This window comes from Cellulomonas sp. FA1 (assembly GCF_000986825.1).
GTDB classification, from domain to species: Bacteria; Actinomycetota; Actinomycetes; order Actinomycetales; family Cellulomonadaceae; genus Cellulomonas; species Cellulomonas iranensis.
Map to the genome: position 1 here is coordinate 1,116,808 of NZ_LBMY01000001.1, position 25,806 is coordinate 1,142,613.

Genomic DNA, 25,806 nt, shown 5'->3' on the forward strand with positions numbered 1-25,806 from the left:
ATGTGGCGCGAACGTACTCATGGTTTGTGTCCGACATGTGAATCGCAATGTCTCACAGATGTCGTTGCACATTCGTGACCCGCGAAATGCACCGAGCCCGGTCGACGCGAGGCGTCGACCGGGCTCGGGAAGCGGCGGAGGGGCGTCAGGAGGCGGCGCCGCCGACCTGCTCGATGACGGCGTCCGCGACCTCACGCATGGTGAGGCGACGGTCCATCGACGTCTTCTGGATCCAGCGGAACGACTCGGGCTCGGTGAGGCCCATCTTCGTCATGAGCAGGCCCTTGGCGCGGTCCACGCGCTTGCGGGTCTCGAACCGCTCGGCGAGGTCCGCGACCTCGGACTCGAGCGCGGTGATCTGCGCGTAGCGGGAGATCGCGATCTCGACCGCGGGCAGCAGGTCCGCCGGGCTGAACGGCTTGACGACGTACGCCATCGCGCCGGCGTCGCGCGCGCGCTCGACCAGCTCGGTCTGCGAGAACGCCGTGAGCAGCACGACGGGCGCGAGGTGCGCCTTGCCGATGCGCTCGGCCGCCGAGATGCCGTCGAGGACGGGCATCTTGACGTCCATCACGACGACGTCCGGCTTGAGCTCGGTCGCGAGCTCGACGGCGCGCTCGCCGTCGCCCGCCTCGCCGACGACCTCGAACCCGGCCTCGGTGAGGGTCTCGACGACGTCCATGCGGATGAGCGCCTCGTCCTCGGCGACGACCGCGCGGCGCGCGGGCCGACCGGACGACGGCGCGGCGGCGCGGGGCGCCGGCTCGGCGGCGGGCAGGTCCAGACCCTGCGTCGCGTCCTGCGTGGGCTCGGTGCTGTCGTCCGTGGTCACGTGCACAGCGTAGTGCGCATCGGCCCGTGGACGCGCGGTCCGCCACGTGGTCACCGTCACGCGCCGGTGCGCGGCCGCGCCGTCGAGCACGCACAGGCACCGCACGCCGGACCGCCGCGGCGGCGGACGGCGCTAGGCTGGCACGCGGCCCCGATAGCCCAACCGGCAGAGGCGTTCGGCTCAAACCCGATCCAGTGTGGGTTCGAATCCCACTCGGGGCACACCACGCGTCCCGCGCGTCCCCGCACGTCGGCGGCTCAGCCGCCCGTGCGCCGCAGCCGCAGCACGGCCGTCGCCGTGAGCGCGACGGGGCGTGCGGGATCCGCGGCCAGCCGCTCGAGCAGCGCGCCGGCACCGTCCCCCGGCACCTCCGCGAGCGCCCCCGCGATCCGCTGCCGCGCGGGCGGGTCCGCGAGCGCCGCCGCGTCCGCGACCCGGCGGGTGATCTCGGCGCGCACGCCCGAGTCCTCGGCCAGGACGCCGAGCGCCTCCGCGGCCTCGACGTCGTCCCGACCCTCGACGACGAGCCCGACGAGGGGCGCGACCGCACGCCGGTCGCCGCGTCGTCCGCCCGCCAGCAGGGCTCGCGCGCGCACCTCGGGGTCCGGGTCGACGTACGCGTCGGCGAGCGCCGCGACCGCGTCGGGGTCGTCGACGTCGGCGAGCGCGACGACCGCACGGCGCCGCCGCACCGCGTCGTCGTCCGCGAGCGCGGCGACGAGCACCGGGACGGCCGCCGCTGCGGCGCGCACCACCGCCCACCGCAGCGCGCCCGCCGCGTTGGGGTCGTCCTCGGCGAGGAGCGCCGCCGCGAGCGCGGCACCGTCCCGGGGGTCGGCCGCGACGGTCGTGAGCGCGACCCGCTGCCGGGCCGCCGGCGTGCGGCCCGGCCCGAGCGCGCGCAGCAGGCCGACCGTGCGCAGCACGTCGGGCCACGCGGTCGGCGCACCCGCGCGCACCTGGGCCAGCCGGTCCAGGAGCTCGTCCTCGCGCGCGCGGCGCTCGCGCGCGGCCGCGACGAGCCCGTCGACGACGACGGCCGGGTCGAAGCCGGGGTCGTCGAGCGCGCGCGCCACCTCGCTCAGGCTCAGGCCCAGCGAGCGCAGACCCTCGACGTGCAGGAGACGACGCAGGTCGGCGTCCCCGTACTCGCGGTAGCCGGCCCGCGAGCGGCCGGTGGGCGGCACGAGGCCGATGCGGTCGTAGTGCCGCAGCATGCGTGCGCTGACCCCGGACCGTGCCGCGACCTCACCGATCAGCACCGGCGGCTCCCCCACCCGTGGGCGACGCGGCGAGCGCGACGACACGCCGGGCCTCGTCGACAGCGGCGTCGAACCCCTCGTCGGGATCGGCGACGAGCCGCTGCGTCGCGACGGCGTGCTCGCGGGCGTCACCACGTCGCTCCGCGAGCGCCTGCTCCAACGCGTCCGTCGCGGCGTCGCCGAGGGCCACGAGCGCGCGACTCAGGCTCAGCCGCACGTCGCGGCTCCCCCGCCCGAGCTGCGACACGAGCGCGGTCGCCAGGGCCCTCCGTCCGTCGTCGGGCGCCAACGCCGCCGCGGCGCGCCAGGCCGCACGAGCGACCCCGTCGTCCGGGTCCCGCAGCAGCGCGGTGACCGCGGGCCACGCACGCGGGTCGCCGATCTTCGACAGCGTGTGCAGCGCCTGGCTGCGCGCCTGCGGCACCGTCGACGTCAGCTCGCGGACGAGCGGCTCGACCGTGAGGTCCGCACCGTGACGCACCAGGGCCCACGTGAGCATCTCGCGCACCTGGAAGTCCGGCTCGACCGCGCACCGCGCGACGAGCGCCGGCACCTGCCCGGGCGCGGGGCGGGTCCCCGCCGCGAGCGCCGCCCGCAGCCGCGTCGACGCCGCGGCAGCCCCCAGCCCGGGGACGACGTCCTGCTCGGCGCGCGGGCGCGCGTCCTGCTCGTGGTTCACCTCGACCACCTCCGACGACCATCGAAGAGCCTGTCACGGTGACAAGGTCAAGGGGCCCCGGCGTGCGGCCCGGCGGGCTGGACGGTCAGCCGAAGGTGACCTCCGCGGCGGTCGCGGTGCCCGCGGTGCGCCCCGGTGCCGACTGGAACCCCCAGTACAGGTTCGTGTGCGCCACCACGGCGGCGGGCGGCGGGGCTCCCCACGGGGTCAGGTCCTCCGTGGTGTGGGCGTCGCTCACGAGCGTCACGTCGTAGCCGCGCGTGAACGCCCCGTGCAGGGTCGAGCGCACGCACGCGTCCGTCTGCGCGCCCGTCACGACGAGGCGTCCGACGCCGCGTGCGGCGAGCACGTCCTCGAGGTCGGTGGCCTCGAACGCGTCGCCGTAGCGCTTGTGCACGACCGGCTCGCCGTCCGCGACGTCGAGGTCCGGCACCACGCGCCACGCGTCGGAGCCGAGCTCGAGCTCGTCGCTCGAGTGCTGGACCCACACGACGGGCACGTCCTCGTCGCGCGCCCGGTCGACCAGCGACGCGATCCGGGCGACGACGCCGTCGCGGTCGTGCGCCCCGGTGACCACGCCCACCTGGACGTCGATCACGAGCAGCGCGGTGGCGGGGCGGTTCTCGAGCGTCGTCATGACGGCCTCCGGGGGTACGGGCGGGCGGCGGAGCAGGACGTGGAGCCGATCGAGAGCCGCGTGGCACCGGCACCGGGCACGCGGTCGGTCGACACCGCCACGGTACGACCGCCCGCCGACACCGGCACCCGTCGCCTCGCACGGCCCGGGCGGACGGCTGCGTCAGGGCTCCGCCCGGCGGGGTCGGCGACGCGTCAGCGGCTCGTCCCGGCGAGGTCCGCGGCCGTGAGCGTGACACTCGCGCTGCACGCGAACCCACCGGCGTCGGCGTCGACCCGGCTCCGGACGTCGAGGCCGCCCGCACCGCCCGCGGCCCGTTCGACGTCGACGGCCGTCTGCTCGCCGGCGGCCAGCGAGCCGGCCGCCGCGGCGTGCCAGACCCGCCCCTCGTCGGCACCGTCGAGCGCGGTGACGTCCGCCGCGACCTCGACCTCGCCGTGACCCGGCGCGCCGGGCAGCGCGGACCACACCACCCGGACCGTGCCCGGGGCGGCGGGGAGCTCCCGACGAATCCACAGCCGCATCTCCCACGACGTGCTCCGCTCGACCTCGACGCGCGCGTGCAGACCCCGCGGCGCACCGTCCTCGAGCACGCAGGGCGCCTGCGCGACCGTCACGGTGGACGCGCCGCCGCTCTGCACGAACAAGGCGAGCAGCCCCACGACGCCCAGGGCCGCCGCGACCGACTGGGCCACGCGCGTCGGACGCGGCGCGACGGCCGCCCAGGCGGGCGGCCACGACGCGTCGACGACGACCGTGCGGGCCAGCGAGTCGGCGAACGTGCGCCGCTGCGGGTGCCACACGGGCCTGAGGTAGCCGATCAGCAGGACCGCGTCGAGCAGGTGCAGCAGCTGCCGCCACACCGTGCGCAGCGCGCCGACGGGACGCCCGGTCGCGTCGTCGACCACGACCATGCCGACGGCCCGCTTGCCGATCGTGGCACCCGTCCACGCCTGCAGGCCGAACTGGACGAGCAGCACCACGGCCACGGTCCACGACGCGGCGCCCCCGAGCTCCACCGGGACCGCGTCCGTGGCGCCCTGCCACGGCGGAAGACCGGGCCACACGGCCGGGACGCCCGCGCCCGGCGCGACGAGCCACACGCACAGCCCCAGCAGTCCCGAGTCCATCGCGACCGCCAGCACGCGCACGAGCCACGACGCGTAGCGCCGCGCGACGACGTCGTCGTGGGGCGGGCGCAGGACCGCGGTGGCCGTCATCCGGACATCGTGGCAGACGCGGCACCGCACCCGCACGGCCTCGGCCCCGTCGTCCGCCCGACCCGCAGGGCGAGGACGACGACGGCCGCCGCCCCGTGCGGGGCGGCGGCCGTCAGGACGTACGACGACTCAGGCGATGCGCGTGCGCGCCGCCTCCTCGTCACCGATCTTGTGGACCACGACCGTGTTGGTCGAGCCGACGACGCCCACGGGCGTGCCCGCGACGACGACGACGTAGTCGCCCACCTCGGCGAGGCCGTTGGCGCGCAGCGTCTGGTCCACCTGGCTGACCATCGAGTCGGTGCTCTCGACCGACGGCACCTGGTAGGTCTGCACGCCCCACGACAGCGACAGCCGGTTGCGCACGGACTCCTCGGGCGTGAACGCGAGCAGCGGGATCGACGAGCGCAGGCGCGACATGCGGCGCGCCGAGTCGCCCGACTGCGTGAACGTCACGAGGTACTTCACGCCGATGCGCTCGCCGATCTCGGCGGCCGCACGCGTGATCGCCCCACCGCGGGTCGACGGCACCGAGCCGAGCGGCGCGATGCGCTCGCGGCCCAGCTCCTCGGTGCTCTCGATGATCCGCGCCATGGTGCGCACGGCCTCGATCGGGAAGTCGCCGACGCTGGTCTCGCCCGAGAGCATGACCGCGTCCGCGCCGTCGAGCACCGCGTTGGCGCAGTCCGACGCCTCGGCGCGCGTCGGGCGCGGGCTCGTGATCATCGACTCGAGGACCTGCGTCGCGACGATGACCGGCTTGGCGTTGCGGCGCGCGAGCTCGACCGCGCGCTTCTGGACGAGCGGCACCTGCTCGAGGGGCAGCTCGACGCCCAGGTCGCCGCGGGCGACCATGATGCCGTCGAAGGCCTGGACGATCTCGGAGAGGTTCTCGACGGCCTGCGGCTTCTCGATCTTGGCGACGACCGGGACGATCCGGCCCTCCTCCTCCATGATCCGGCGCACGTCGTCGTAGTCGGCCGCGGTGCGGACGAACGACAGCGCGATGAGGTCGGCGCCGACGTTGAGGGCCCAGCGCAGGTCCTCCTCGTCCTTGTCGCTCATCGCGGGGACGGACACCGCGACGCCGGGCAGGTTGAGGCCCTTGTTGTTCGACACGGGGCCGGGGACCTCGACGCGCGTGACGACGTCGTTGCCCTCGACGGCGGTGACCCGCACGAGGACCTTGCCGTCGTCGATGAGGATCGGGTCGCCGGGCTTGACGTCCCCGGGCAGGCCCTTGAACGTCGTCGAGACGCGCTCCTTGGTGCCCTCGACGTCGTCGGTCGTGATGGTGAACACGTCACCGACCGCGAGGTCGTGCTTGCCCTCGACGAACCGCCCGAGGCGGATCTTGGGGCCCTGGAGGTCGACGAGGACGGCCACCGAGCGGCCCGAGGCCTTCGCCGCGGCGCGCACGTTGTCGTACACGCGCTTGTGCACCTCGGTGTCGCCGTGGCTGCGGTTCAGGCGCGCGACGTCCATCCCGGCGTCGACGAGGGCCTGGACCTGCTCGGGGGACTCGGTCGCCGGACCGATGGTGCAGACGATCTTGGCTCTACGCATGTCTCGAGACTATGCCTTCCTGGATTTTCGGCCGCGGGCCGGACGTCCCGGTCGGCGGACCCGGCCTGCGGGTACGCCCTTCCGGGGAGGGTGGGTCGGGGGGACGGGTCTTCAGGGTCGCAGCGCGACGGTGCTGGCCGCCACCGGGGCGGGCAGCTCGGACGTGCCGGACAGGTACGCGTCGACCGCGGCGGCGGCGGCGCGCCCCTCGGCGATCGCCCACACCACGAGCGACTGGCCGCGGCCCGCGTCGCCGGCGACGAACACGCCGGGGACGTTGGTCGCGAACTCGTCGTCGCGCGCCACGGCTCCGCGCGGAGTCACGTCGACGCCGAGCTGGCCCGTGAGCCCGTCGGTCTCGGGGCCGGTGAAGCCCATCGCGACGAGCACGAGGTCGGCGGGCACGTCGCGCTCGGTGCCCGGCGTGGGCTCGCGACGACCGTCCGGCAGGTACTCGGTGGTCGCCAGTCGCAGCGCGCGCACACGGCCGGCGTCGTCGCCCTCGCCCGGGAGGAATGCGACGGTCGACGCGAGGTACGCGCGCTCACCGCCCTCCTCGTGCGACGACGACACCTCGAACAGCACCGGGTCGGTCGGCCACGGCTGGTCCGCGGGCCGCTCGGTGGGCGGCTGCTTGCCGATCGCGAGCGTCGTGACCGACGCGGCGCCCTGGCGCAGCGCGGTGCCCAGGCAGTCCGAGCCGGTGTCGCCGCCGCCGATGATGACGACGTGCTTGCCCGCGGCCGTGATCTGGTCCGGCACGTCCTTGCCGGCCGCGACCGCGTTGGCCTGGTGCAGGTAGTCCATCGCGACGTGCACGCCGTCGAGGTCCGCACCGGGCACGCGCAGGCGCCGCGGCACGGTCGCGCCCGTGGCGACGACGATCGCGTCGTAGCGGGCCTGCAGCTGCGCCCACGTGACGTCGCGGCCCACCGCGACGCCCGGGCGGAACCGCGTGCCCTCGGCACGCATCTGCTCGAGACGACGGTCGATGTGGACCTTCTCGAGCTTGAAGTCCGGCACGCCGTAGCGCAGCAGGCCGCCGATCTCGTCGTCGCGCTCGTACACCGCGACCGTGTGACCGGCGCGCGTGAGCTGCTGCGCGGCCGCGAGCCCCGCGGGGCCCGAGCCGACGACGGCGACGGTGTGACCCGTGAGCCGCTGCGGCACCTGCGGCGTGACGAGCCCGCGCGCGAACGCCTCGTCGATGATCGAGACCTCGACGTTCTTGATCGTCACCGGCGGCTGGTTGATGCCCAGCACGCAGCTCGACTCGCACGGCGCCGGGCAGATGCGCCCGGTGAACTCCGGGAAGTTGTTGGTCGCGTGCAGGCGGTCGATCGCGTCCGCCCACTGCCCGCGCCACACGAGGTCGTTCCACTCGGGGATGAGGTTGCCCAGCGGGCAGCCGTTGTGGCAGAACGGCACGCCGCAGTCCATGCAGCGGCCCGCCTGCTCCTTGAGGAACGGCTGGCCCTCCTCGAGGTGGGCGTGCACGTCCTTCCAGTCGCGCAGGCGCACCTCGACGGGGCGGTTCGGCGGGAGCTCACGCTCCCGCACCTTCAGGAAACCGCGGGGGTCAGCCACGGGCCACCTCCAGGATCTGGTCCCACACGCCGGGCGCGCTCGGGTCGAGGCCGTCGGCCTCGGCCTTCGCGAGCGCACGGCGGACGCGGGCGTACTCGGTGGGCAGCAGACGCGTGAACCGGGCGCGCGTCGCGGCCGGGTCCTCGAGCAGCTGGGCGGCGACCGGCGACCCGGTCTCCTGGGCGTGCGTGCGCAGCAGGTGCTCGACGACCGCGAAGTCGTCGTCGTCGAGCGGGCCGAGGCCGAGCTCGCCGGCGCGCGCCGCCTCGACGTTGACAAGGTCGGGGTCGAGGTCGAGCACGTAGGCCGTGCCGCCCGACATGCCGGCGCCGAGGTTGCGACCCGTGCGGCCCAGCACGACGACCGTGCCGCCGGTCATGTACTCGAGCGCGTGGTCGCCGACGCCCTCGACGACGAGCGTGGCACCGGAGTTGCGCACCCCGAACCGCTCGCCGACGAGCCCGCGCAGGAAGATCTCGCCGCTCGTCGCGCCGTAGCCGATGACGTTGCCGGCGATGACGTTGTGCTCGCTCGTGAGGACCGAGCTGTGGTCGGTCCGCACGACGATGCGGCCGCCCGACAGCCCCTTGCCGACGTAGTCGTTCGCGTCGCCGTGCAGCCGCAGCGTGACGCCGCGCGGCAGGAAGGCGCCGAAGGACTGGCCGGCCGAGCCGGTCAGCGTGACGTCGATCGTGTCGTCGGGCAGGCCCTCGCCGCCGTAGCGCTTGGTGACGTGGTGCCCGAGCATCGTGCCGACCGTGCGGTTGACGTTGCGCACCGGCAGGTCGATGCGGACCTTCTCGCCGCGCTCGAGCGCGGGCTCCGCGAGCGCCACGAGCTGGTTGTCCAGCGCGCGGTCGAGGCCGTGGTCCTGCGTCCTGACCTGGTGCAGCGCCGAGCCCGGCTTGGGCTGCGGCACCGCGAGCACGGGCGCGAGGTCCAGGCCCTCGGCCTTCCAGTGGTCGACGGCCTGACGGGTGTCGAGCATCTCGACGTGGCCGACGGCCTCCTGGATCGACCGGAAGCCGAGCGCCGCGAGGTACTCGCGCACCTCCTGCGCGATGAACTCGAAGAACGCGACGACGAACTCCGGCTTGCCCGTGAACCGCGCGCGCAGCTCCGGGTTCTGGGTCGCGACGCCGACGGGGCACGTGTCGAGGTGGCAGACGCGCATCATGATGCAGCCGGACACCACCAGCGGTGCCGTCGCGAACCCGAACTCCTCGGCGCCGAGCAGCGCGCCGATCACGACGTCCCGCCCGGTCTTCAGCTGGCCGTCGACCTGGACGACGACGCGGTCGCGCAGGTCGTTGAGCACGAGGGTCTGCTGGGTCTCGGCGAGCCCGATCTCCCACGGCGTGCCCGCGTGCTTGAGCGACGTCAGCGGGCTCGCGCCCGTGCCGCCGTCGTGGCCCGAGATGAGCACGACGTCGGAGTGCGCCTTGGCGACGCCCGCGGCGACGGTCCCCACGCCGAACTCGCTGACGAGCTTGGTGTGGATGCGCGCCGACGGGTTCGCGTTCTTCGCGTCGTGGATGAGCTGCGCGAGGTCCTCGATCGAGTAGATGTCGTGGTGCGGCGGCGGCGAGATCAGCCCGACGCCGGGCGTCGAGTGACGCGTCCTGGCCACCCACGGGTACACCTTGTGGCCGGGCAGCTGACCGCCCTCGCCGGGCTTGGCGCCCTGCGCGAGCTTGATCTGGATGTCGTCGGCGTTCGTGAGGTACTCGCTCGTGACGCCGAACCGGCCCGAGGCGATCTGCTTGATCGCCGAGCGCCGGCGCGGGTCGTGCAGACGCTCGGGGTCCTCGCCGCCCTCGCCCGTGTTCGACTTGGCGCCGAGCTGGTTCATCGCGATCGCGAGCGTCTCGTGCGCCTCGGCGGAGATCGACCCGTAAGACATCGCACCGGTGCTGAACCGCTTGACGATCTCGCTGACCGGCTCGACCTCGTCGACCGGCACGGGCGGGCGCGAGCCCTCCTTGAAGCGCAGGAGCCCGCGCAGCGTCATCAGGCGCTCGGCCTGCGAGTCGACCCGGTGCGTGTACTCCCGGAAGACGTCCATCTGACGCGTGCGCGTCGAGTGCTGCAGCCGGAACACCGTCTCGGGGTCGAACAGGTGCTCCTCGCCCCCGCGCCGCCACTGGTACTCGCCGCCCACCGCGAGGCGCTGGTGCGCCTGGCGGTTGCCGCTCGCGGGGTACGCGTCGGCGTGCCGCGCGGCGACCTCGGCCGCGATGACGTCCAGGCCGATGCCGCCCAGGCGGCTCGTCGTCCCGGTGAAGTACCGGTCGACGAGCGCGTGCGACAGGCCGATGGCCTCGAAGACCTGCGCGCCGCGGTACGACGCGATGGTCGAGATGCCCATCTTGGACATGACCTTCAGGACGCCCTTGCCGAGCGCCTTGATGAGGTTCGCAACGGCCTTCTCGGGTCCCACGCCGGGCAGGTAACCGCTGCGCGCGAGGTCCTCGACCGTCTCCATCGCGAGGTACGGGTTGACGGCCGCGGCGCCGTAGCCGACGAGCAGCGCGACGTGGTGCACCTCGCGGACGTCACCGGCCTCGACGACCAGCGAGATCTGCGTGCGGGTGTGCCGCCGCAGCGTGTGGTGGTGCACCGCCGAGAGCAGCAGCAGCGACGGGATCGGCGCGAGGTCCGCGTCGGAGTTGCGGTCCGACAGCACGAGGAAGCTCACGCCGTCGGCGACCGCGCGGTCGACCTCCGCGAAGATCTCCTCGAGACGCTTCTCGAGGGCCGCTCCCCCGCCGTCGACCTTGTACAGGCCGCGGATGATCGTCGAGCGGAAGCCCAGCGCGGGCTCCTTCGCGACGTGCACGATCTTCGCGAGCTGGTCGTTGTCGATCACCGGGAACGGCAGCATGACCTTGCGCGCGTGCGCGGGGCCGTCCTCCAGGAGGTTCGGCTCGGGCCCGATGGCCCCGCCGATCGACGTCACGAGCTCCTCGCGGATCGCGTCGAGCGGCGGGTTCGTCACCTGCGCGAACATCTGCGTGAAGTAGTCGAAGAGCAGACGCGGGCGCTTCGAGAGCACCGCGACCGGCGTGTCCGACCCCATCGCGCCGAGGGGCTCGGCACCGGCCGACGCCATGGGCGTCAGGAGGATCTTCAGCTCCTCCTCGGTGTAGCCGAACGCGCGCTGGCGACGTCGCACGGACGCCGACGAGTGCGCGACGTGCTCGCGCTCGGGCAGCTGCTCGAGGCGCACGACGTTCTCCTGCACCCACTGGCCGTACGGCCGCTGGGCCGCGAGCTGGGCCATCACCTCGGTGTCCGCGACGATGCGGCCCTGACCGGTGTCGACGAGGAAGAACAGCCCCGGCTCGAGCCGGCCCTTCGCGACGATCGTCGCGGGGTCGAGGTCCAGCACGCCGGCCTCGGACGCGCACACCACGAGGCCGTCCTCGGTCACCCAGTAGCGCCCGGGCCGCAGGCCGTTGCGGTCCTGCACGGCCCCGATGAGCGTGCCGTCGGTGAACGTCATGGCGGCCGGGCCGTCCCACGGCTCCATGAGCGTCGAGTGGTACTCGAAGAACGCGCGCGTCGCCGGGTCCATCTGCGCGTGGTTCTCCCACGGCTCCGGGATCATCATCATGATCGCGTGCGGCAGCGAGCGGCCCGCGAGGTGCAGGAGCTCGAGCACCTCGTCGAAGCTGCCCGAGTCCGACCCGCCCGGCGTGCACACCGGCAGCAGCGGCTCGAGGTCGCCCAGCAGCTCGGACGCCAGCATGCCCTCGCGCGCGGCCATCCAGTTGCGGTTGCCCTTGACCGTGTTGATCTCCCCGTTGTGGGCGATCATCCGGAACGGCTGCGCGAGCGGCCAGGACGGGAACGTGTTGGTCGAGAAGCGCGAGTGCACGAGCGCGATCTCGGACGCGTACCGCGGGTCCGACAGGTCCGCGAAGAACGGCTCGAGCTGGGCCGTCGTCAGCATGCCCTTGTACGTGATGGTCCGCGCCGACAGCGACGCGAAGTACACGCCGTGCTCGCGCTCGGCGCGCTTGCGCAGCCGGTACGCACGCCGGTCCAGGTCGATGCCCGCGAGCTCACGGGACGGGTCCGCGACGACGAGCTGCCGGAAGACCGGCATCGAGGCGCGCGCCGTGGGCCCGACCAGGTCGGCCGTGACGACGACCTCGCGCCACGCGAGGACCTCGAGCTTCTCCTCCGCGGCGACCGCCTCGACCGCGGCGACCGCCTCGGCCCGCGCGTCGTCGTCCTGCGGCAGGAACGCCATGCCGATCGCGTAGTGCCCGGCGGGCGGCAGCTCGGCGTCGACCACGTCACGCAGGAACGCGTCGGGGATCTGCGTGAGGATGCCGGCGCCGTCGCCGCTGTCCTCCTCGGCACCGACCGCGCCGCGGTGGTCCAGGTTGAGCAGCGCGGTCAGACCGGCGTCGACGATGTCGCGACCGGGCGTGCCGCGCAGCGTCGCGACCCAGGCGAAGCCGCACGCGTCGTGCTCGGCCGCCGGGTCGTACAGCGCGTGCCGGGAGGGCGCCACGGGGGCGCCAGGGCTCACGGGCGACGTCGACATCAGCGCACCGTCCTCACAGTCCCCGGGGGCGGGGCATCGCACGAACAAGGGGGTACCGGGACGTCGTCGGCCCGTGCAGTGAGGCGACGATACCGCCCGCAGCGCGGGTCGGTTCCCCACCTCTCACGAGACGGGGCCCGGCCGCCCCGTGTCACCGGGTGCGCTCGGAGGCGTCCGCCTCGTCGTCCTGCGTCGTGGGGGGTGTCAGCAGGAGGGTCGTCTCGCGTCCGGGATGCCGGCGCCCGACCACCACGAACGCTACCAGCGCGCCGAGGCCCACCAGGATCGAGGTCCAGACGTTGAGCCGCAGACCCAGCACCGTCTCGGCCGGGTCGATGCGCAGCAGCTCGATCCACAGCCGGCCCGCCGTGTACAGCACGACGTAGAGCCAGAACACGCGGCCGTGCCCGAGCCGCCGGCGACGGTCCAGGTAGATCAGCAGACCGGCCGCCGCGAGGTTCCACAGCAGCTCGTACAGGAACGTCGGGTGGAACAGCGTGCCGGACTCGTAGCCCGCGGGCAGGTGCGCGTCGTCGATGCGCAGGCCCCACGGCAGCGTCGTCGGGGCGCCGAACAGCTCCTGGTTGAACCAGTTGCCGAGACGGCCGATGCCCTGCGCGAGCAGCAGGCCCGGCGCGAGCGCGTCGGCGAACGGCGCGAGGCGCACGCCCGCGCGGCGGCAGCCGATCCACGCGCCGACCGCGCCGAGCGCCACGGCGCCCCAGATGCCGAGACCGCCCTCCCAGATGGCGAAAGCCTTCCAGGGGTCGCCTCCCTCGCCGAAGTACTTCGCCGGCGAGCTGATGACGTGGTAGAGCCGGCCGCCGACGATGCCGAACGGCACGGCCCAGTACGTGATGTCGAGGACCGTCTCGGGGTCGCCGCCCCGCTCGCGCCAGCGTCGCTGGGTCACCACGACGGCGACGACGATGCCGAGGAGGATCGCGATCGCGTACGCGCGCAGCGGGAACGGGCCGAGGTGCCACACGCCCCGCGACGGGCTGGGGATCGCCAGGGCGAGCGCCCCGGTCACCGCGGGACCCGCTGCGCCGAGCGCACGCCGTCCGCCAGCCCGGCGGCGGTCGCAGCGAGCGCGTCGAGCCCCGCGCTCTCGTCGGGCGCGTCGAGCAGGGCGCGCACGAGCGCCGAGCCGACGATCACGCCGTCGGCGTACGCGGCCACCTGCGCGGCCTGCTCGGGTCGCGACACGCCGAGCCCGACGCAGACCCGCTCGGCACCGGCGGCACGCGTGTCCGCGACGAGCTGCTCGGCGCGGTCGCCGACCGTCGCGCGCTCCCCCGTGACGCCCATGGTCGACGCCGCGTACACGAAGCCACGGCTCGCGCCGACCGTCGAGGCGAGGCGCTCGGGCGTCGAGCTCGGCGCGACCAGGAACACGCGGTCGAGCGCGTGCTCGTCGGCAGCGGCGAGCCACTGCCCGGCCTCGTCCGGCACGAGGTCCGGCGTGATGAGCCCCGCGCCGCCTGCGGCGGCGAGATCGCGCGCGTACGCGTCCACGCCGTACCGCAGCACGAGGTTCCAGTACGTCATGACCAGCACGGGCGCGCCGGCGTCGGCGATCTCCTCGACCACGCGCAGCGTGTCCCGCACGCGCGTGCCCTGCGCGAGCGCCCGGTCGACCGCACGCTGGATGACGGGGCCGTCCATGACGGGGTCCGAGTACGGCATGCCGAGCTCGACGACGTCGACGCCCGCCTCGACCATCGTCCGTGCCGCACGGGCGGAGCCCGGCACCGACGGGAAGCCGACCGGCAGGTAGCCGACGAGCGCGGCGCGCGGCGACTCCCCCGCGGCCAGGGCCTCGAGCCGCTCGCCGGTGCGCGAGCGGACCTGCGTCGTGCTCACAGCTGCTCTCCCTCGTCCGCCTTGACCACCGGCTCGTCCTCGATGAGCCCGAACCACGCGGCGGCCGTCGCGACGTCCTTGTCCCCGCGCCCCGACAGGTTCACCAGGAGCACGGGCTCGTGCCCGTCGGTCGACCACGTGGCCGCCTCGCGGCCCAGCTGGATCGCACCCGCGAGGGCGTGCGCCGACTCGATGGCCGGGATGATCCCCTCGGTCCGGCACAGCACGCGGAACGCGTCCATCGCCTCGTCGTCCGTCACCGGGCGGTACTGCGCGCGGCCGATGTCGTGCAGCCACGCGTGCTCGGGGCCGACGCTCGGGTAGTCCAGCCCGGCCGACACCGAGTGGCTGGGCAGCGTCTGGCCGTCCTCGTCCTGCAGCAGGTAGCTGCGCGTGCCCTGCAGCACACCGGGCGACCCGCCCGAGAACCGCGCGGCGTGCCGCCCCGAGTCGACGCCCGAGCCGCCGGCCTCGAAGCCGAAGAGCCGCACGTCCGGGTCGTCGAGGAACGCGTTGAAGATCCCCATCGCGTTCGACCCGCCGCCCACGCACGCCGCGACCGCGTCGGGCAGCCGACCGGTCTCGTCGAGCAGCTGGGCGCGCGCCTCGTCGCCGATGACCTTGTGGAAGTCGCGCACCATCTCGGGGAACGGGTGCGGTCCCGTCACGGTGCCGAGCAGGTAGTGCGTCGTGTCGACGTTGGCGACCCAGTCGCGCAGCGCCTCGTTGATCGCGTCCTTGAGCGTGCGCGACCCGATCGCGACCGGCACGACGGTCGCGCCGAGGAGCTGCATGCGCGCGACGTTGAGGGCCTGGCGCTGCGTGTCCTCCTCGCCCATGTAGATCGTGCAGTCGAGGTCGAGCAGGGCGGCGGCCGTGGCGGTCGCGACGCCGTGCTGCCCCGCGCCCGTCTCGGCGATGACGCGCTTCTTGCCCATGCGCTTGACGAGCAGCGCCTGCCCCAGCACGTTGTTGATCTTGTGCGAGCCCGTGTGGTTGAGGTCCTCGCGCTTGAGGAACACGCGCACGCCGTCGCCCACGCGACGTGCGAACCGCGGGACCTCGGTCAGCGGGCTCGGGCGGCCGGTGTACGTGCGGTGCAGCCGCTCGAGCTCGTCGGAGAACGCCGGGTCGGCGAGCGCCTTGTGGTACGCCGTCTCGAGCTCGTCGAGGGCCGCGATGAGCGCCTCGGGGACGAAGCGCCCGCCGAACTCGCCGAAGTACGGGCCCTGGTGCGTCGCGAGCGGACCGCCCCCCAGCAGCACGTCCCGCAGCCGGCGACCCTCCTGCGCGCGCCCGGCGGTCACTGCCGCACCGCCCGCAGCGACGGGTGCGACCCCGCCGCGACGAGGTCCGCGACGGACTGGCGCGGCGCGTCGTCCGTGACGAGCGCCTCGCCCACCAGGACGACGTCCGCGCCGGCGCGCGCGTAGTCCATGACGTCGTGCGGACCCCGCACGCCGGACTCGGCGACCTTGACGAGGTCGGACGGGATCGCGGGCGCGACGCGCGCGAACGTCGTGCGGTCGACCTCGAGCGAGCGCAGGTCACGCGCGTTCACGCCGATGACGCGGGCGCCCGCGTCCACCGCGCGCGCCACCTCCTCGGTGTCGTGCACCTCGACGAGCGCGGTCATCCCGAGCGAGTGCACCCGCTCGACGAGCGACTCCAGCACGGTCTGCTCGAGGGCCGCGACGATCAGCAGCACGAGGTCGGCGCCGTGCGCACGCGCCTCCCACACCTGGTACGGCGAGACCACGAAGTCCTTGCGGAGCACCGGCACGTCCACGCGCGCGCGGACCGCGTCGAGGTCGGCGAGCGAGCCGTTGAACCGGCGCTGCTCGGTGAGCACCGAGATCGCGACGGCCCCGCCCTTCTCGTACTCGGCGGCGAGCGCCGCGGGGTCCGAGATCGAGGCGAGCGCGCCCTTGCTCGGGCTCGAGCGCTTCACCTCGGCGATCACCGTGACCGCGTCGGCGGCCTTGAGCCGCGAGACGCACTGCAGCGCAGACTCGCGCCGGGCCGCCCGCTCCTTGAGCTCGGCCAGGGGTGTCGCCGCCTCGCGTGCGGCCAGGTCCTCGCGCACCCCCGCAACGATGTCGTCCAGCACGGTCATCGACGGATCATCCCCTCTGGCCGGTCGGTGCGGCGCCGGCCCGGTCCTCGGGCCCTCGCCACCGACTCGTCATCGTAGACGGGCCCCCGGGTACCCCCGTCCACCGCCCGAGGTGTGGGACCGGGTGCTCCGCCGGCCGGTCCCGAGCCGGTCGGTCCCGGTCTAGTGGCGCCACGGGCCGTCGAGGAACGGCACGGCGAAGCCGACGAACATCAGCGGGAGCAGCACGGTCAGCACGAACATGACCGCGAGCAGACCGCCCAGGGCGGTGCCGACCCACCCGAGGACCACGCCCGCGGTCGCCATGCCGTCGTTGTTCGCCTCGCCCGCGGCCGCGGCGCGGCGCGCGTTCCCGCCCACGACCACGGCGGGGATGCCGGTGAAGAACAGGCAGCCCAGCACCGAGAGCAGACCCAGGACGAGCGACCACACCGCGAGGTCGTTGCGTGGGTAGAAGGGTGCCGGGCCGTAGCCCGGGGGCGGGTAGCCCGGCGGCGGGTAGCCCGCAGGGGTGCCGCCGACGGGCGGACGGGCGGCCGACGGGTCGCCGGGCGACGCCGCGGGCGCGCCGTGCTGGTCGTCCGGCCCCGCCCAGGTCGGCGCCGGCTGCCCGGCAGCGTGATCCCGCGCGGCCGTCGGGGCGTCCTGCGTCGACGCCCCGACGTCGTGCGACGCGTAGGCCGCCTCACGGCCGTAGACCGGCCCCTCGGGCGTCGACGGCGCGTCGCCGGCGCGCGGCTCGTTCGGCTGCGTCATGGTGCGGCCTCCAGGATCACGGGACGGGTGCGGGACGGCGCCCGGGGATCAGGGCAGGGGCCCGGGCGAGAGGTAGGGAGCCAGGACCGGCACGTTGCGCAGCACGGAGAACGCCACCACCACGACGAGCACGGTCCACGGCAGCCACCGCGGTGCCGTGAGCGGCGGTCCGCCGCGCAGGCGGCGCCAGGTCCACACGACCCACGTGGCGGCGAGCAGCGGCGCCGCGACCGTCCACAACGGGTTCACCGACCAGGCGCCCGCGAGGTCGCCCGTGAGCATGTCGTGCGTGGCGCGCAGGCCCCCGCACCCCGGGCAGTACACGCCGAGGAAGAGCACCGACGGGCAGATCCCGTAGCTGAGCGGCTGGTGCGGCGACCGGACGACCAGCAGCGCGGCACCCGCCGCCGCGGCCGCCCCGACGACGAACGGCAGCACCGCACCCCGCCGCGCGGCGGGGTGCGGTGCCGTGGTCCCGGCGGCGACGCCGGGCGTGAGCCGAGAGGTCACGGCGCCATCTGCTGCTGGCGCTCCACCTCGGACTGGACGTAGTCCATGAAGCCGTCCCAGCCGCCGTACTGGGAGATGCCCATGACGACGCTCACCAGGATGTAGAGGCCGAGGACGATGCCGAGGATGCTGACGATGATGCCGGCGAGCGAGAGGCCGCCGTTGGTCGCCTCGCCACGGGCCGCGGCGCCGCGGCCCTTGACGCCGAGCCACAGACCGATCGCGCCGGGGATGACGCCGACCACGAAGCAGCACAGCAGCACCGACAGGATGCCCAGCACCAGGGACCAGACGCCGAGCGAGTTGCGCGACGTGTTCTGGGGGGCCGCACCGTAGCCGGTCGCCTCCTGGCCGTAGCCGCCGTACGCGGGCGTCTGGCCGTACGCGGGGGCCTGCCCGTAGGCCGGCGGCTGGCCCGGCGCGGCCGGGGGCTGCTGCCCGTAGGTCGGCGGCTGGCCGTAGCCGGGCGCCGCGGGCGTCTCCGGCCCGGTGCCCGCCGGGTACGGCGGGACACCGCCCGAGGCGGGCGGAACGGGCGGCTGACCGCCCGCTCCCGACGGGTCGGGGGTCGACGGGTCACGCGGCTCGTTGGGGGTCGACATGCAGATCTCCCTGCGTCGTTCGGGGCCGACCACCAGGGCCGGCCGGGTGCGGTCCGGGACGGAGCCCCGGAACGGTCAGTGCGCCCCGCGGCGGCGGGCCCGGGCGAGCGTCGCGGCGCCACCCTGGCCGTGCCCCAGCAGCTGCAGGACCTTGCCGAGCACGAGGCCGCCGACGGCGATCGCCATGCCGACCCAGAAGAGCCAGACCAGCGCGAACGCCACGCCCAGCGCGGCGACGAGGGCACCGGCCACGACGACCCAGGTCGTCGTCCACGCGGCCACCGTCCGGCCGTGGTTGGTCGGCGGGGTCGACGGCGGCAGGTGCACCGTCTCCGTCCGCGTCGGGTGCTGGGCCCGGTGGGCCAGGGAGTGGTCGGTCATCGCTAGGTCCTTCGTCCTCGGTTCGGCCCAACCCTATCCGAGTCGGGACCTCCTGACGCGCTGGTCAGGACGGGTCGTCGCCCCGGCTGAGCGCGTCCCAGTCGTCACGCTCGTCGGGCTCGTGCCCGTCGCGCGCGGGCCGCGCCGCGGGCACCTCGTGCCGCGAGGAGCGGCGGGTCCAGTCCCCCGGCGCACGCAGCAGCGCGGCGGCGAGGAGCACGGTCGCCGCGCCCAGCACGAGGGCCACGGCGGGCCACGGGGTCAGGGCCGTGCTCGCCGCCGTCGGGACGCCGGTGGCGTCGGCCAGCGCACCCGTGACCGCACCGGCCGGGTCCCGCAGCACCGCGACGCCCGCACCGGCCACCAGCAGGCCGGCGCCGGCCGCGACGACCGCGACCAGGACCCGTCCCGCGCGCGCGACCAGGCCGAGCGCACCGGCCGCCGCCGCCAGCACGAGCGCGGCGCCCCCGACCTGCGGGGCAGCAGCGGCGCCCGCCACCTGGACGGTCACCGCGCCCTCGAGCGCCGACGCACCGGTCCCCCGCACCCAGGTGGGCAGGGCGACGAGCCCGGCCAGCGCCGCGGCGGCCAGCAGCAGGGCGACCCAGCGGCCGCGCCGGGGCGGTGAGGCGGTCACGGCACGTCGCGCCGCAGGCGCGCCGCGAGCTGGACCGCGCGCACCGCGGCCGCGGCCTTGTTGCGCGACTCCTCGTACTCGAGCGCGGGCACCGAGTCGGCGACGACACCGCCTCCGGCCTGCACGCTCGCCCGCCCGTCGCGCAGCACGGCCGTACGGATCGCGATGGCCATGTCCATGTCGCCCGCGAAGTCGAAGTACCCGACCGTGCCGCCGTAGACCCCGCGCCGGGCGGGCTCGAGCTCGTCGATCAGCTCGATGGCGCGCGGCTTGGGCGCGCCCGAGAGCGTGCCCGCGGGGAACGTGGCCATGAACGTCTGCAGCGCCGTGGCACCGGGGCGCAGCCGCCCGACCACCGTCGAGCAGATGTGCATGATGTGCGAGAACCGGCGCACGGCCATGAAGTCGACGACCTCGACGCTCGTCGGCTCGCACACCTTGACCATGTCGTTCCGGGACAGGTCGACGAGCATGATGTGCTCGGCGCGCTCCTTCGGGTCGGCCAGCACCTCGTCCTGCAGCGCGCGGTCCTCCTCCGGCGTCGCGCCGCGCGGCCGTGACCCCGCGATCGGGAACGTCGTGACGTGGCCGTCGCTGACCTTGACGAGCGTCTCGGGGCTCGACCCGACGACAGCGAAGTCCCGGCCGTCGGCGTCCTGCAGCGCGAGCAGGTACATGTACGGGCTCGGGTTGATGGTCCGCAGCACGCGGTAGACGTCGAGCGGGTCGGCCGGGCAGTCGAGGTCGAGGCGCTGGGAGAGCACGACCTGGAACACCTCGCCGTCGCGGATCGCCTCCTGCCCGCGCACGACGGCCTCCTCGAACTCGGCGCGCGTGCTGCGGAACTCCAGCTCGGGCGCCACGACGTCGGGGTCGACGACCGCGGGGGCGGGCCGTGCGGGACGACGCAGCGCCGCCTGCATGTCGTCGAGCCGACGGACCGCGTCGGCGTAGGCGTCGTCGACGCGCTCGTCCGTCGCGTCGAAGTTGATCGCGTTCGCGACGAGCCAGACCGAGCCCGTGACGTGGTCGACCGCGGCCAGGTCGCTCGCGAGCAGCAGCGCGACCTCGGGGATCCCGAGCTCCTCGGGCGCGCGTGCGGGCAGCGTGGGCTCCCAGTGCCGCACGACGTCCCAGCCGAGCACGCCGACGAGGCCGCCGGTGAGCGGCGGCAGCCCGTCGATGCGGGGCGTGTGCAGCACGTCGAGCGTGCGGCCGAGCACGTCGAGCACGTCCCCCTCGGTCGGCACGCCGACCGGCACGTCGCCCGACCACGCCGCACGGCCGTCGCGCACGGACAGCCGCGCGCGGGACGCGACGCCCACGAACGACCAGCGGCCCCAGGTGCCGTCCGACTCGGCGGACTCGAGCACGAACGTGCCGGGGCGCCCGGCCGCCAGCGTGCGGTAGAGGCCCACCGGGGTCACGTCGTCCGCGAGCAGGCGACGCACCACCGGGACGACGCGCCGGTCGGCGGCCAGCTCCCGGAACGTCCCCGCCGACGGCCAGGTCGCGCCCCAGGGCAGCTCCGTGACGGTTGCACGAGGCGCGGCGGAGGCGGACGGTCCGGTCACGGCTGGGCTCCTGGGGCGGTCGGGGGCATGGCGTCCGAGACGGGCAGCGGACCGCCCGCCTCGAAGCACGTGCGGGTACCGGTGTGGCAGGCCGCGCCCACCTGGTCGACCGTCACGAGCAGCGCGTCGCCGTCGCAGTCGAGCGCGACCGCACGCACGTGCTGCACGTGGCCGGACGTGTCGCCCTTGCGCCAGTACTCCTGGCGCGAGCGGCTCCAGAACGTGACACGACCCGTCGTGAGCGTGCGGTGCAGCGCCTCGTCGTCCATCCAGCCCAGCATGAGCACCTCGCGGGTGTCGTGCTGCTGGACGATCGCGGCGACGAGCCCGGCGTCGTCGCGTCGCAGCCGCGCGGCGACGGCCGGGTCGAGCGCGCTGCGGGCGACGCGCCCGCCCGTCGTGGTCGTGGAGGGGTCGGTCTGCGGCACGCGACGATCCTGCCACGACGACCGGGACGGGACCGCCGCCGTCCACCCCGGCCCGCGGGGCCGGACGGCGGGGCCACGGCCCGGGCACCGCGCTCAGCGGGTCTGGGCGACCCAGGCCGCGTGCATCGACGCGTAGTGACCGCCCCGCGCGACGAGGTCGGTGTGCGTGCCGACCTCCACGACGCGCCCGGCGTGCACGACGACCACGAGGTCCGCGGCCTCGGCCGTCGACAGGCGGTGCGCGATCGTGAGCGTCGTACGGCCGCGGGACAGCTCGCGCAGCGCACGCGCGATGCGGACCTCGGCGACCGGATCGACCGCCGACGTCGCCTCGTCGAGCAGGAGCAGGTCGCCGTCCGCGAGGCTCGCGCGGGCGAGCGCGACGAGCTGGCGCTCGCCCGCCGAGAGCAGCTCGCCGCGCTGCCCGACGGGCGTCGCGAGGCCGCCGGGCAGCTCCGCGACCCACGCGTCGAGGCCGAGCACGTCGACCGCCTCCTGCACGCGCGCCGCGACCCGCGGGTCGGCGTCGGGGTCGGCGTCCTGCCGCAGGCCGTACGCGACGTTCTGCGCGAGGGTCCCGTCGAACAGGAAGCCCTCCTGCGGCACCAGGACGACGCGGCGACGCAGGTCCTGCGACGCGATCTCGCGCAGGTCGACGCCGTCGAGCCGGACCGCACCCGTCGTGGGGTCCATGAAGCGCGCGACGAGCTTCGCGAGCGTCGTCTTGCCCGAGCCCGTGGCACCCACGACCGCGACGGACGTGCCCGCCGCGATGCGCAGGTCGACGTCCTGCAGGACGGGCGGTCCGCCCGGGTAGGCGTAGCCGACGCCCTCGAACGACAGCGTCGCGGGCCCGCGCGGGCTCGGCACGGCGTCCGGCCCGGGGTCGGGCACGTCCACCGGGGTCTCGAGCACGCCGAGCACGCGCCGCCACCCCGCGACCGCGTTCTGCAGCTCGTTGAGGATCTCGGTCGCCATCTGCACGGGACCGGTGAACAGCTGCACGAGGAAGAGGAACGCCAGCACCCGACCGACGGACAGCTCGCCGGCGACGCCGAGCCACGTGCCCGCGACCACCACGACGGCGAGCACGAGGTTCGCCACGAGCACGCCGGACGAGAACACGACGGCGACGAGGTTCTGGGCGCGCACCATGGCCCGTCGTGTCGCCGCCACGGCCGCGTCGATGCGCCGCTGCGTGCGCTCGGCAACCCCGTACGCGCGGATCGTCTCGGCGCCGACCACCGCCTCGGACACCGCGCCCAGCATCGCGCCGTACCGCTCGCGCACCTCGGAGTACCGCCGGTTCACGCCGCGCTGCATGCGCGGCAGCACGAGCACGAGCGGCACGAAGCACGCCCACACGAGCAGCGTGAGCTGCCACGAGTACACGGCCATGAGCACGGTCGCGACGACGATCTGGAGCACCGAGACGAGCAGCATGATGCCGCCCCACTGGACGAACATCGAGATCGTGTCGACGTCGGACGTCACGCGCGAGACGAGCGAGCCGCGCCGCTCGGTGCTCTGCGTGAGCACCGACAGGTCGTGCACGTGGCGGAACGCCCGCGTCCGCAGGGTCAGCAGCCCCGACTCGCTCGAGCGGAAGAGGCGCACGTTGACGAGCGCCGAGCAGGCGGCACCCACCGCGAGCCCCACGGCGGCGAGGCCGACGAGCGTCGCGGCGCGTGCCGCGTCCACGCCGTCGGCGCCGAGCACGGCGGTGTCGACGGTCTGCTGGACGGAGATCGGCACGAGCACGCGCGCGACCGCGGCGACCACCGCGAGGCCGAGCGTCAGCGCGAGCCCGTCGAGCATCTCGGGCGAGACCTGCACGCCGCGTCGGAGCGTCGCGAGCACGCCGAGCGTGCTCGCGGGCGCCATCCGCGCGTCGCGCTCGACCGTGGGCGGAACCCCCGCGCTCACCTGCGTCCTCCCTCGACCGTCACGTCGTCCTCGTCCCACACCTCGGGCGCGTCCTCGTCGGCGCGCTCGCGCTCGCGACGCTCCGACTCCCGCTCGTAGGCGGTCGCGAGCTCGCGGTACCCCGGGTCGCGCACGAGCAGCTCGGCGTGCGTCCCGCGGTCCACGACCCGCCCGGCGTCGAGGTGCACCACCTCGTCCGCGAGCAGCACCGAGGACATGCGGTACGCGACGAGCAGGACGGTCGGTCCGGCGGCACCGTCGGCCGCCTGCAGCCCCGTGAGGATGTCGCGCTCGACGCGCGGGTCCACCGCGGACGTCGCGTCGTCGAGCACGAGGACGCGGGGCCGGCGCACGAGCGCGCGGGCCAGCGCGAGCCGCTGCCGCTGACCGCCGGACAGGTTGGCGCCGCGCTCACCGAGCGGCGAGTCGAGCCCGCCGGGCAGCGCACGCACGACGTCGTCGACGCGCGCGGCGCGCAGCGCGGCCCACACGTCGTCGTCGGTCGGCGCGTGCGGGTCGTCGGGGTCCGCGAGCGTGACGTTGCCGCGCACGGTGTCCTCGAAGACGAAGGTCGACTGGCTCACGAACGCGACCTGCGCCGCGAGGTCGGCGGGGCGGACGTCGCGCACGTCGGCGCCGTCGACCTCCACGACGCCGGACGACGGGTCGGACAGCCGCGGCACGAGACCCACGACGGTGGACTTGCCCGAGCCGGTCGCGCCGACGACCGCGAGCGTGCGGCCGGCCGCGACGTGCAGGTCGACCCCGTGCAGGAGCTCGACCTCGCCGTCGGCCGTGGACACGCGCAGGTGGACGCCGCGCAGCCGCACGTCGGCCCCGCCCGCGCGGGGCGTGAGCGGCGTCGAGCCGTCGAGGGGGATGCCGCCGGCGTCGAGCACGCGCGAGATGCGGTCGTGCCCCACGAGCCCGCGCGGGAGCTCGCCCAGGACCCAGCCGAACGCCCGCACAGGGACGGCCAGCAGCGTCAGCAGGTAGGCCGCGGCGACGACGTCGCCCGTCCCGATCGCACCCGCGGCGACGCGGTGCGTCCCCACGAGCAGCACCAGCAGCGTGCCGAGGTTGGGGAGCAGGTCGATCACCGGGTCGAACACGGCACGCACGACGCCCACGCGCACGTTGGCGTCGCGCAGCTCCTGGGCACGCCGCGTGAAACGGGCGTCCTCGCGGTCCTCGGTGCCGAGCGACTTCACGAGCGTGGCGGCCTCGAAGCTCTCGTGCGCGACGTCCGCCACCTCGGCGCGCAGCTGCTGCGCGCGCGTGATCGCCGGCGTCATGCGGCGCTGGAAGACGAGGTTGGCGACGACCGCGAGCGGCAGCACGACGAGCGCCGCGACGGCCAGCCAGACGTCGGTGCGCAGCAGCGCCACGGTCGCCACCGCGATCATCACCACGACGCCCAGCGCGAACGGCAACGGGTTGAAGACGCCGGTCGCGGCCTCGACGTCGGAGCCGGCGTTCGACAGCAGCTGCCCGGTCGGGTGACGCCGGTGCCACGACATGGGCAGCCGCAGGTACTGCCGCGTCACGGCACGCCGGTGGTCGGCCTGCAGGTCGGCCACGCCCACGCCCGCGAGGATGCGCCGCCCGGCGACCGCGAGGGCGAGCGACAGCGCGACGAGCGCGAGCGCGAGACCGGCCTGCCAGATGCGTCCCTGCGCCTCCTGCGACCCCGCCAGGGCCGGGACGACGACCTGGTCCGTCGTCGCGCCGAGCACGCGGCTCACCGCGACCGTGAGCGCGCCGAACGCCGCCGACGTGGCGATCGCCGCCGTGTACGTGCGCGGGTGCGAGCGCAGACCTCGCCAGAGCAGGGCGACCGATCGACGGGCGACGGAGCCGCGGAGCATCGAGCCCGGAGGGGCGTCGGCGGGCCGAGGGCGCGCGGGCACGGCGGATCACACTCCTGACGGAAAGGGGATGCCGCGATCCTCTCACGGGGGTCCGACACGGCGACGGCCGGTCTCGCGCCACGCGCGCGGGCCCCCGGACGTGGCACGATCCCGTGGCATGACCTGGCACGAGACCGAGCGCGCGTGGCTGTCCGACGCGCTGCGCGCCGCCGACCCGCACGACCCGACGCTGTGCCGCGGCTGGCAGGCACGCCACCTCGCCGCGCACCTCGTGCTGCGCGAGCACCCCGTCGCCGCCGCGGGGGCCGTGCGCGGCGGTCTCGCCGCGGCGACCGAGCGGCTGGCCGACACCGCCGCCGACGCTGACGGCTACGCCTCGCTCGTCGACCGCGTGGCGCACCCGCCGGCGCGCTGGAGCCCGCTCGCGTGGGCGGGGGACGCCGTCAACGTCAGCGAGTACTTCATCCACCACGAGGACCTCCGCCGCGGCGACGGGCCCGTGCCCGCGCGCGACCTGCCGGACGAGCTGGCCGAGGTGCTCTGGGCGCAGCTCGTGCGCATGGCCCCGCTGCGGCTGCGCCGGCTGCCGGTGGGGACCGTGCTGGTCCGCGACGACGGCAGGCGCGCCGCCGTCCGCTCCCCGCGGTCCGGCCACGGGTCGGTGGTCCTGCGCGGCGGCGTCGGCGAGCTGGTCCTCGCGGTGTCGGGCCGCCTCCAGGCCGCGGACGTGCGTCTCGTGGGCGCCGACGACGACGTCGCGGCCGTCCGCGAGCTCCTCACCGGACCGTGAGCGCGGCG

22 protein-coding genes and 1 tRNA gene are annotated in these 25,806 nt (G+C 75.0%); 2 read left to right on the forward strand and 21 right to left on the reverse strand.

The annotated features are described in order from the left end of the window. Nucleotides 1–145: 145 nt before the first annotated feature. Entirely contained in the window at nucleotides 146–832 is a 687-nt protein-coding gene (locus GY42_RS04980) for an ANTAR domain-containing response regulator (RefSeq protein WP_046530561.1), read from the reverse strand. Between the two features lie 147 nt (nucleotides 833–979). On the opposite strand from GY42_RS04980, the gene GY42_RS04985 reads away from it, so the two are divergent. Then, nucleotides 980–1,053 (forward strand) — tRNA-Leu (locus GY42_RS04985). Nucleotides 1,054–1,089: 36 nt separating this feature from the next. Here the strand turns inward: GY42_RS04985 and GY42_RS04990 are convergent. The 20 genes from GY42_RS04990 to GY42_RS05090 all read right to left on the reverse strand — a co-directional run bounded on the left by GY42_RS04990 (nucleotide 1,090) and on the right by GY42_RS05090 (nucleotide 25,005). Further along, nucleotides 1,090–2,094, reverse strand: coding sequence for a MerR family transcriptional regulator (locus tag GY42_RS04990; protein ID WP_046530562.1), 1,005 nt, complete (start codon nucleotides 2,092–2,094; stop codon nucleotides 1,090–1,092). Continuing rightward, nucleotides 2,081–2,773 carry a HEAT repeat domain-containing protein gene (locus GY42_RS04995; RefSeq protein WP_046530563.1) on the reverse strand — a complete coding sequence of 231 codons (693 nt, stop codon included), beginning with the start codon at nucleotides 2,771–2,773 and terminating at the stop codon, nucleotides 2,081–2,083. The genes GY42_RS04990 and GY42_RS04995 overlap by 14 nt, the downstream gene beginning before the upstream one ends. Nucleotides 2,774–2,858: 85 nt before the next feature. Next, entirely contained in the window at nucleotides 2,859–3,410 is a 552-nt protein-coding gene (locus tag GY42_RS05000) for an isochorismatase family protein (protein WP_046528495.1), read from the reverse strand. 194 nt (nucleotides 3,411–3,604) lie between these two features. Continuing rightward, complete coding sequence (locus tag GY42_RS18070) at nucleotides 3,605–4,630, reverse strand: RDD family protein (protein ID WP_052748211.1); 1,026 nt, start codon at nucleotides 4,628–4,630, stop codon at nucleotides 3,605–3,607. A 129-nt stretch (nucleotides 4,631–4,759) separates the two neighbouring features. Continuing rightward, nucleotides 4,760–6,196: a pyruvate kinase gene (gene pyk, locus GY42_RS05015; protein ID WP_046528497.1), complete on the reverse strand. Its 1,437-nt coding sequence runs from the start codon at nucleotides 6,194–6,196 to the stop codon at nucleotides 4,760–4,762. 111 nt (nucleotides 6,197–6,307) lie between these two features. Further along, nucleotides 6,308–7,783: a glutamate synthase subunit beta gene (locus tag GY42_RS05020; protein WP_046528498.1), complete on the reverse strand. Its 1,476-nt coding sequence runs from the start codon at nucleotides 7,781–7,783 to the stop codon at nucleotides 6,308–6,310. Further along, nucleotides 7,776–12,341, reverse strand: coding sequence for a glutamate synthase large subunit (gltB, locus tag GY42_RS05025; RefSeq protein ID WP_046528499.1), 4,566 nt, complete (start codon nucleotides 12,339–12,341; stop codon nucleotides 7,776–7,778). The genes GY42_RS05020 and gltB overlap by 8 nt, the downstream gene beginning before the upstream one ends. Nucleotides 12,342–12,492: 151 nt before the next feature. Continuing rightward, entirely contained in the window at nucleotides 12,493–13,374 is an 882-nt protein-coding gene (lgt, locus tag GY42_RS05030) for a prolipoprotein diacylglyceryl transferase (RefSeq protein ID WP_046528500.1), read from the reverse strand. Next, a complete protein-coding gene (gene trpA / locus GY42_RS05035; protein WP_046528501.1) occupies nucleotides 13,371–14,207 on the reverse strand; it encodes a tryptophan synthase subunit alpha in 837 nt (278 codons plus the stop codon). Before trpA ends, lgt begins: the two co-directional genes overlap by 4 nt. After that, entirely contained in the window at nucleotides 14,204–15,472 is a 1,269-nt protein-coding gene (trpB, locus tag GY42_RS05040) for a tryptophan synthase subunit beta (RefSeq protein ID WP_046530565.1), read from the reverse strand. Before trpB ends, trpA begins: the two co-directional genes overlap by 4 nt. 38 nt (nucleotides 15,473–15,510) lie before the next feature. After that, complete coding sequence (trpC, locus tag GY42_RS05045) at nucleotides 15,511–16,323, reverse strand: indole-3-glycerol phosphate synthase TrpC (RefSeq protein WP_046528502.1); 813 nt, start codon at nucleotides 16,321–16,323, stop codon at nucleotides 15,511–15,513. 162 nt (nucleotides 16,324–16,485) lie between these two features. Next, on the reverse strand, nucleotides 16,486–17,079 hold the full coding sequence (locus GY42_RS18075) for a DUF4190 domain-containing protein (protein WP_052748212.1): 594 nt from the start codon (nucleotides 17,077–17,079) through the stop codon (nucleotides 16,486–16,488). A gap of 48 nt (nucleotides 17,080–17,127) precedes the next feature. Next, the gene (locus tag GY42_RS05055; protein WP_046528503.1) at nucleotides 17,128–17,589 is read right to left on the reverse strand and encodes a DUF2752 domain-containing protein; all 462 of its coding nucleotides are present in this window, start codon (nucleotides 17,587–17,589) and stop codon (nucleotides 17,128–17,130) included. Continuing rightward, nucleotides 17,586–18,191, reverse strand: a complete 606-nt coding sequence (locus tag GY42_RS05060) for a DUF4190 domain-containing protein (RefSeq protein WP_052748213.1) — start codon at nucleotides 18,189–18,191, stop codon at nucleotides 17,586–17,588. Before GY42_RS05060 ends, GY42_RS05055 begins: the two co-directional genes overlap by 4 nt. A gap of 75 nt (nucleotides 18,192–18,266) precedes the next feature. Then, nucleotides 18,267–18,572 carry an HGxxPAAW family protein gene (locus GY42_RS05065; RefSeq protein ID WP_046528504.1) on the reverse strand — a complete coding sequence of 102 codons (306 nt, stop codon included), beginning with the start codon at nucleotides 18,570–18,572 and terminating at the stop codon, nucleotides 18,267–18,269. A gap of 64 nt (nucleotides 18,573–18,636) precedes the next feature. Beyond that, nucleotides 18,637–19,209, reverse strand: a complete 573-nt coding sequence (locus tag GY42_RS05070; protein ID WP_046528505.1) for a Trp biosynthesis-associated membrane protein — start codon at nucleotides 19,207–19,209, stop codon at nucleotides 18,637–18,639. Continuing rightward, nucleotides 19,206–20,783: an anthranilate synthase component I gene (locus tag GY42_RS05075; RefSeq protein ID WP_046530567.1), complete on the reverse strand. Its 1,578-nt coding sequence runs from the start codon at nucleotides 20,781–20,783 to the stop codon at nucleotides 19,206–19,208. Before GY42_RS05075 ends, GY42_RS05070 begins: the two co-directional genes overlap by 4 nt. Beyond that, a complete protein-coding gene (hisI, locus tag GY42_RS05080) occupies nucleotides 20,780–21,211 on the reverse strand; it encodes a phosphoribosyl-AMP cyclohydrolase (RefSeq protein WP_046528506.1) in 432 nt (143 codons plus the stop codon). Before hisI ends, GY42_RS05075 begins: the two co-directional genes overlap by 4 nt. A gap of 93 nt (nucleotides 21,212–21,304) precedes the next feature. Then, the gene (locus GY42_RS05085; RefSeq protein WP_046530568.1) at nucleotides 21,305–23,095 is read right to left on the reverse strand and encodes an ABC transporter ATP-binding protein; all 1,791 of its coding nucleotides are present in this window, start codon (nucleotides 23,093–23,095) and stop codon (nucleotides 21,305–21,307) included. 38 nt (nucleotides 23,096–23,133) lie between these two features. Next, nucleotides 23,134–25,005 (reverse strand): ABC transporter ATP-binding protein, encoded by a 1,872-nt coding sequence (locus GY42_RS05090; RefSeq protein ID WP_046528507.1) that lies wholly within the window; start codon nucleotides 25,003–25,005, stop codon nucleotides 23,134–23,136. Between the two features lie 160 nt (nucleotides 25,006–25,165). On the opposite strand from GY42_RS05090, the gene GY42_RS05095 reads away from it, so the two are divergent. Beyond that, on the forward strand, nucleotides 25,166–25,798 hold the full coding sequence (locus GY42_RS05095) for a TIGR03085 family metal-binding protein (protein ID WP_046528508.1): 633 nt from the start codon (nucleotides 25,166–25,168) through the stop codon (nucleotides 25,796–25,798). Nucleotides 25,799–25,806 lie beyond the last annotated feature (8 nt).

Coding starts and splice junctions, on each gene's coding strand:
- GY42_RS05000 (WP_046528495.1), bottom strand. CDS start 3,410: ATGACGACGCTCGAGAACCGCCCCGCCACCGCGCTGCTCGTGATCGAC.
- GY42_RS18070 (WP_052748211.1), bottom strand. CDS start 4,630: ATGACGGCCACCGCGGTCCTGCGCCCGCCCCACGACGACGTCGTCGCG.
- pyk (WP_046528497.1), bottom strand. CDS start 6,196: ATGCGTAGAGCCAAGATCGTCTGCACCATCGGTCCGGCGACCGAGTCC.
- gltB (WP_046528499.1), bottom strand. CDS start 12,341: ATGTCGACGTCGCCCGTGAGCCCTGGCGCCCCCGTGGCGCCCTCCCGG.
- trpC (WP_046528502.1), bottom strand. CDS start 16,323: ATGACCGTGCTGGACGACATCGTTGCGGGGGTGCGCGAGGACCTGGCC.
- GY42_RS18075 (WP_052748212.1), bottom strand. CDS start 17,079: ATGACGCAGCCGAACGAGCCGCGCGCCGGCGACGCGCCGTCGACGCCC.
- GY42_RS05060 (WP_052748213.1), bottom strand. CDS start 18,191: ATGTCGACCCCCAACGAGCCGCGTGACCCGTCGACCCCCGACCCGTCG.
- GY42_RS05065 (WP_046528504.1), bottom strand. CDS start 18,572: ATGACCGACCACTCCCTGGCCCACCGGGCCCAGCACCCGACGCGGACG.
- GY42_RS05085 (WP_046530568.1), bottom strand. CDS start 23,095: ATGGCGCCCGCGAGCACGCTCGGCGTGCTCGCGACGCTCCGACGCGGC.
- GY42_RS05090 (WP_046528507.1), bottom strand. CDS start 25,005: ATGCTCCGCGGCTCCGTCGCCCGTCGATCGGTCGCCCTGCTCTGGCGA.
- GY42_RS05095 (WP_046528508.1), top strand. CDS start 25,166: ATGACCTGGCACGAGACCGAGCGCGCGTGGCTGTCCGACGCGCTGCGC.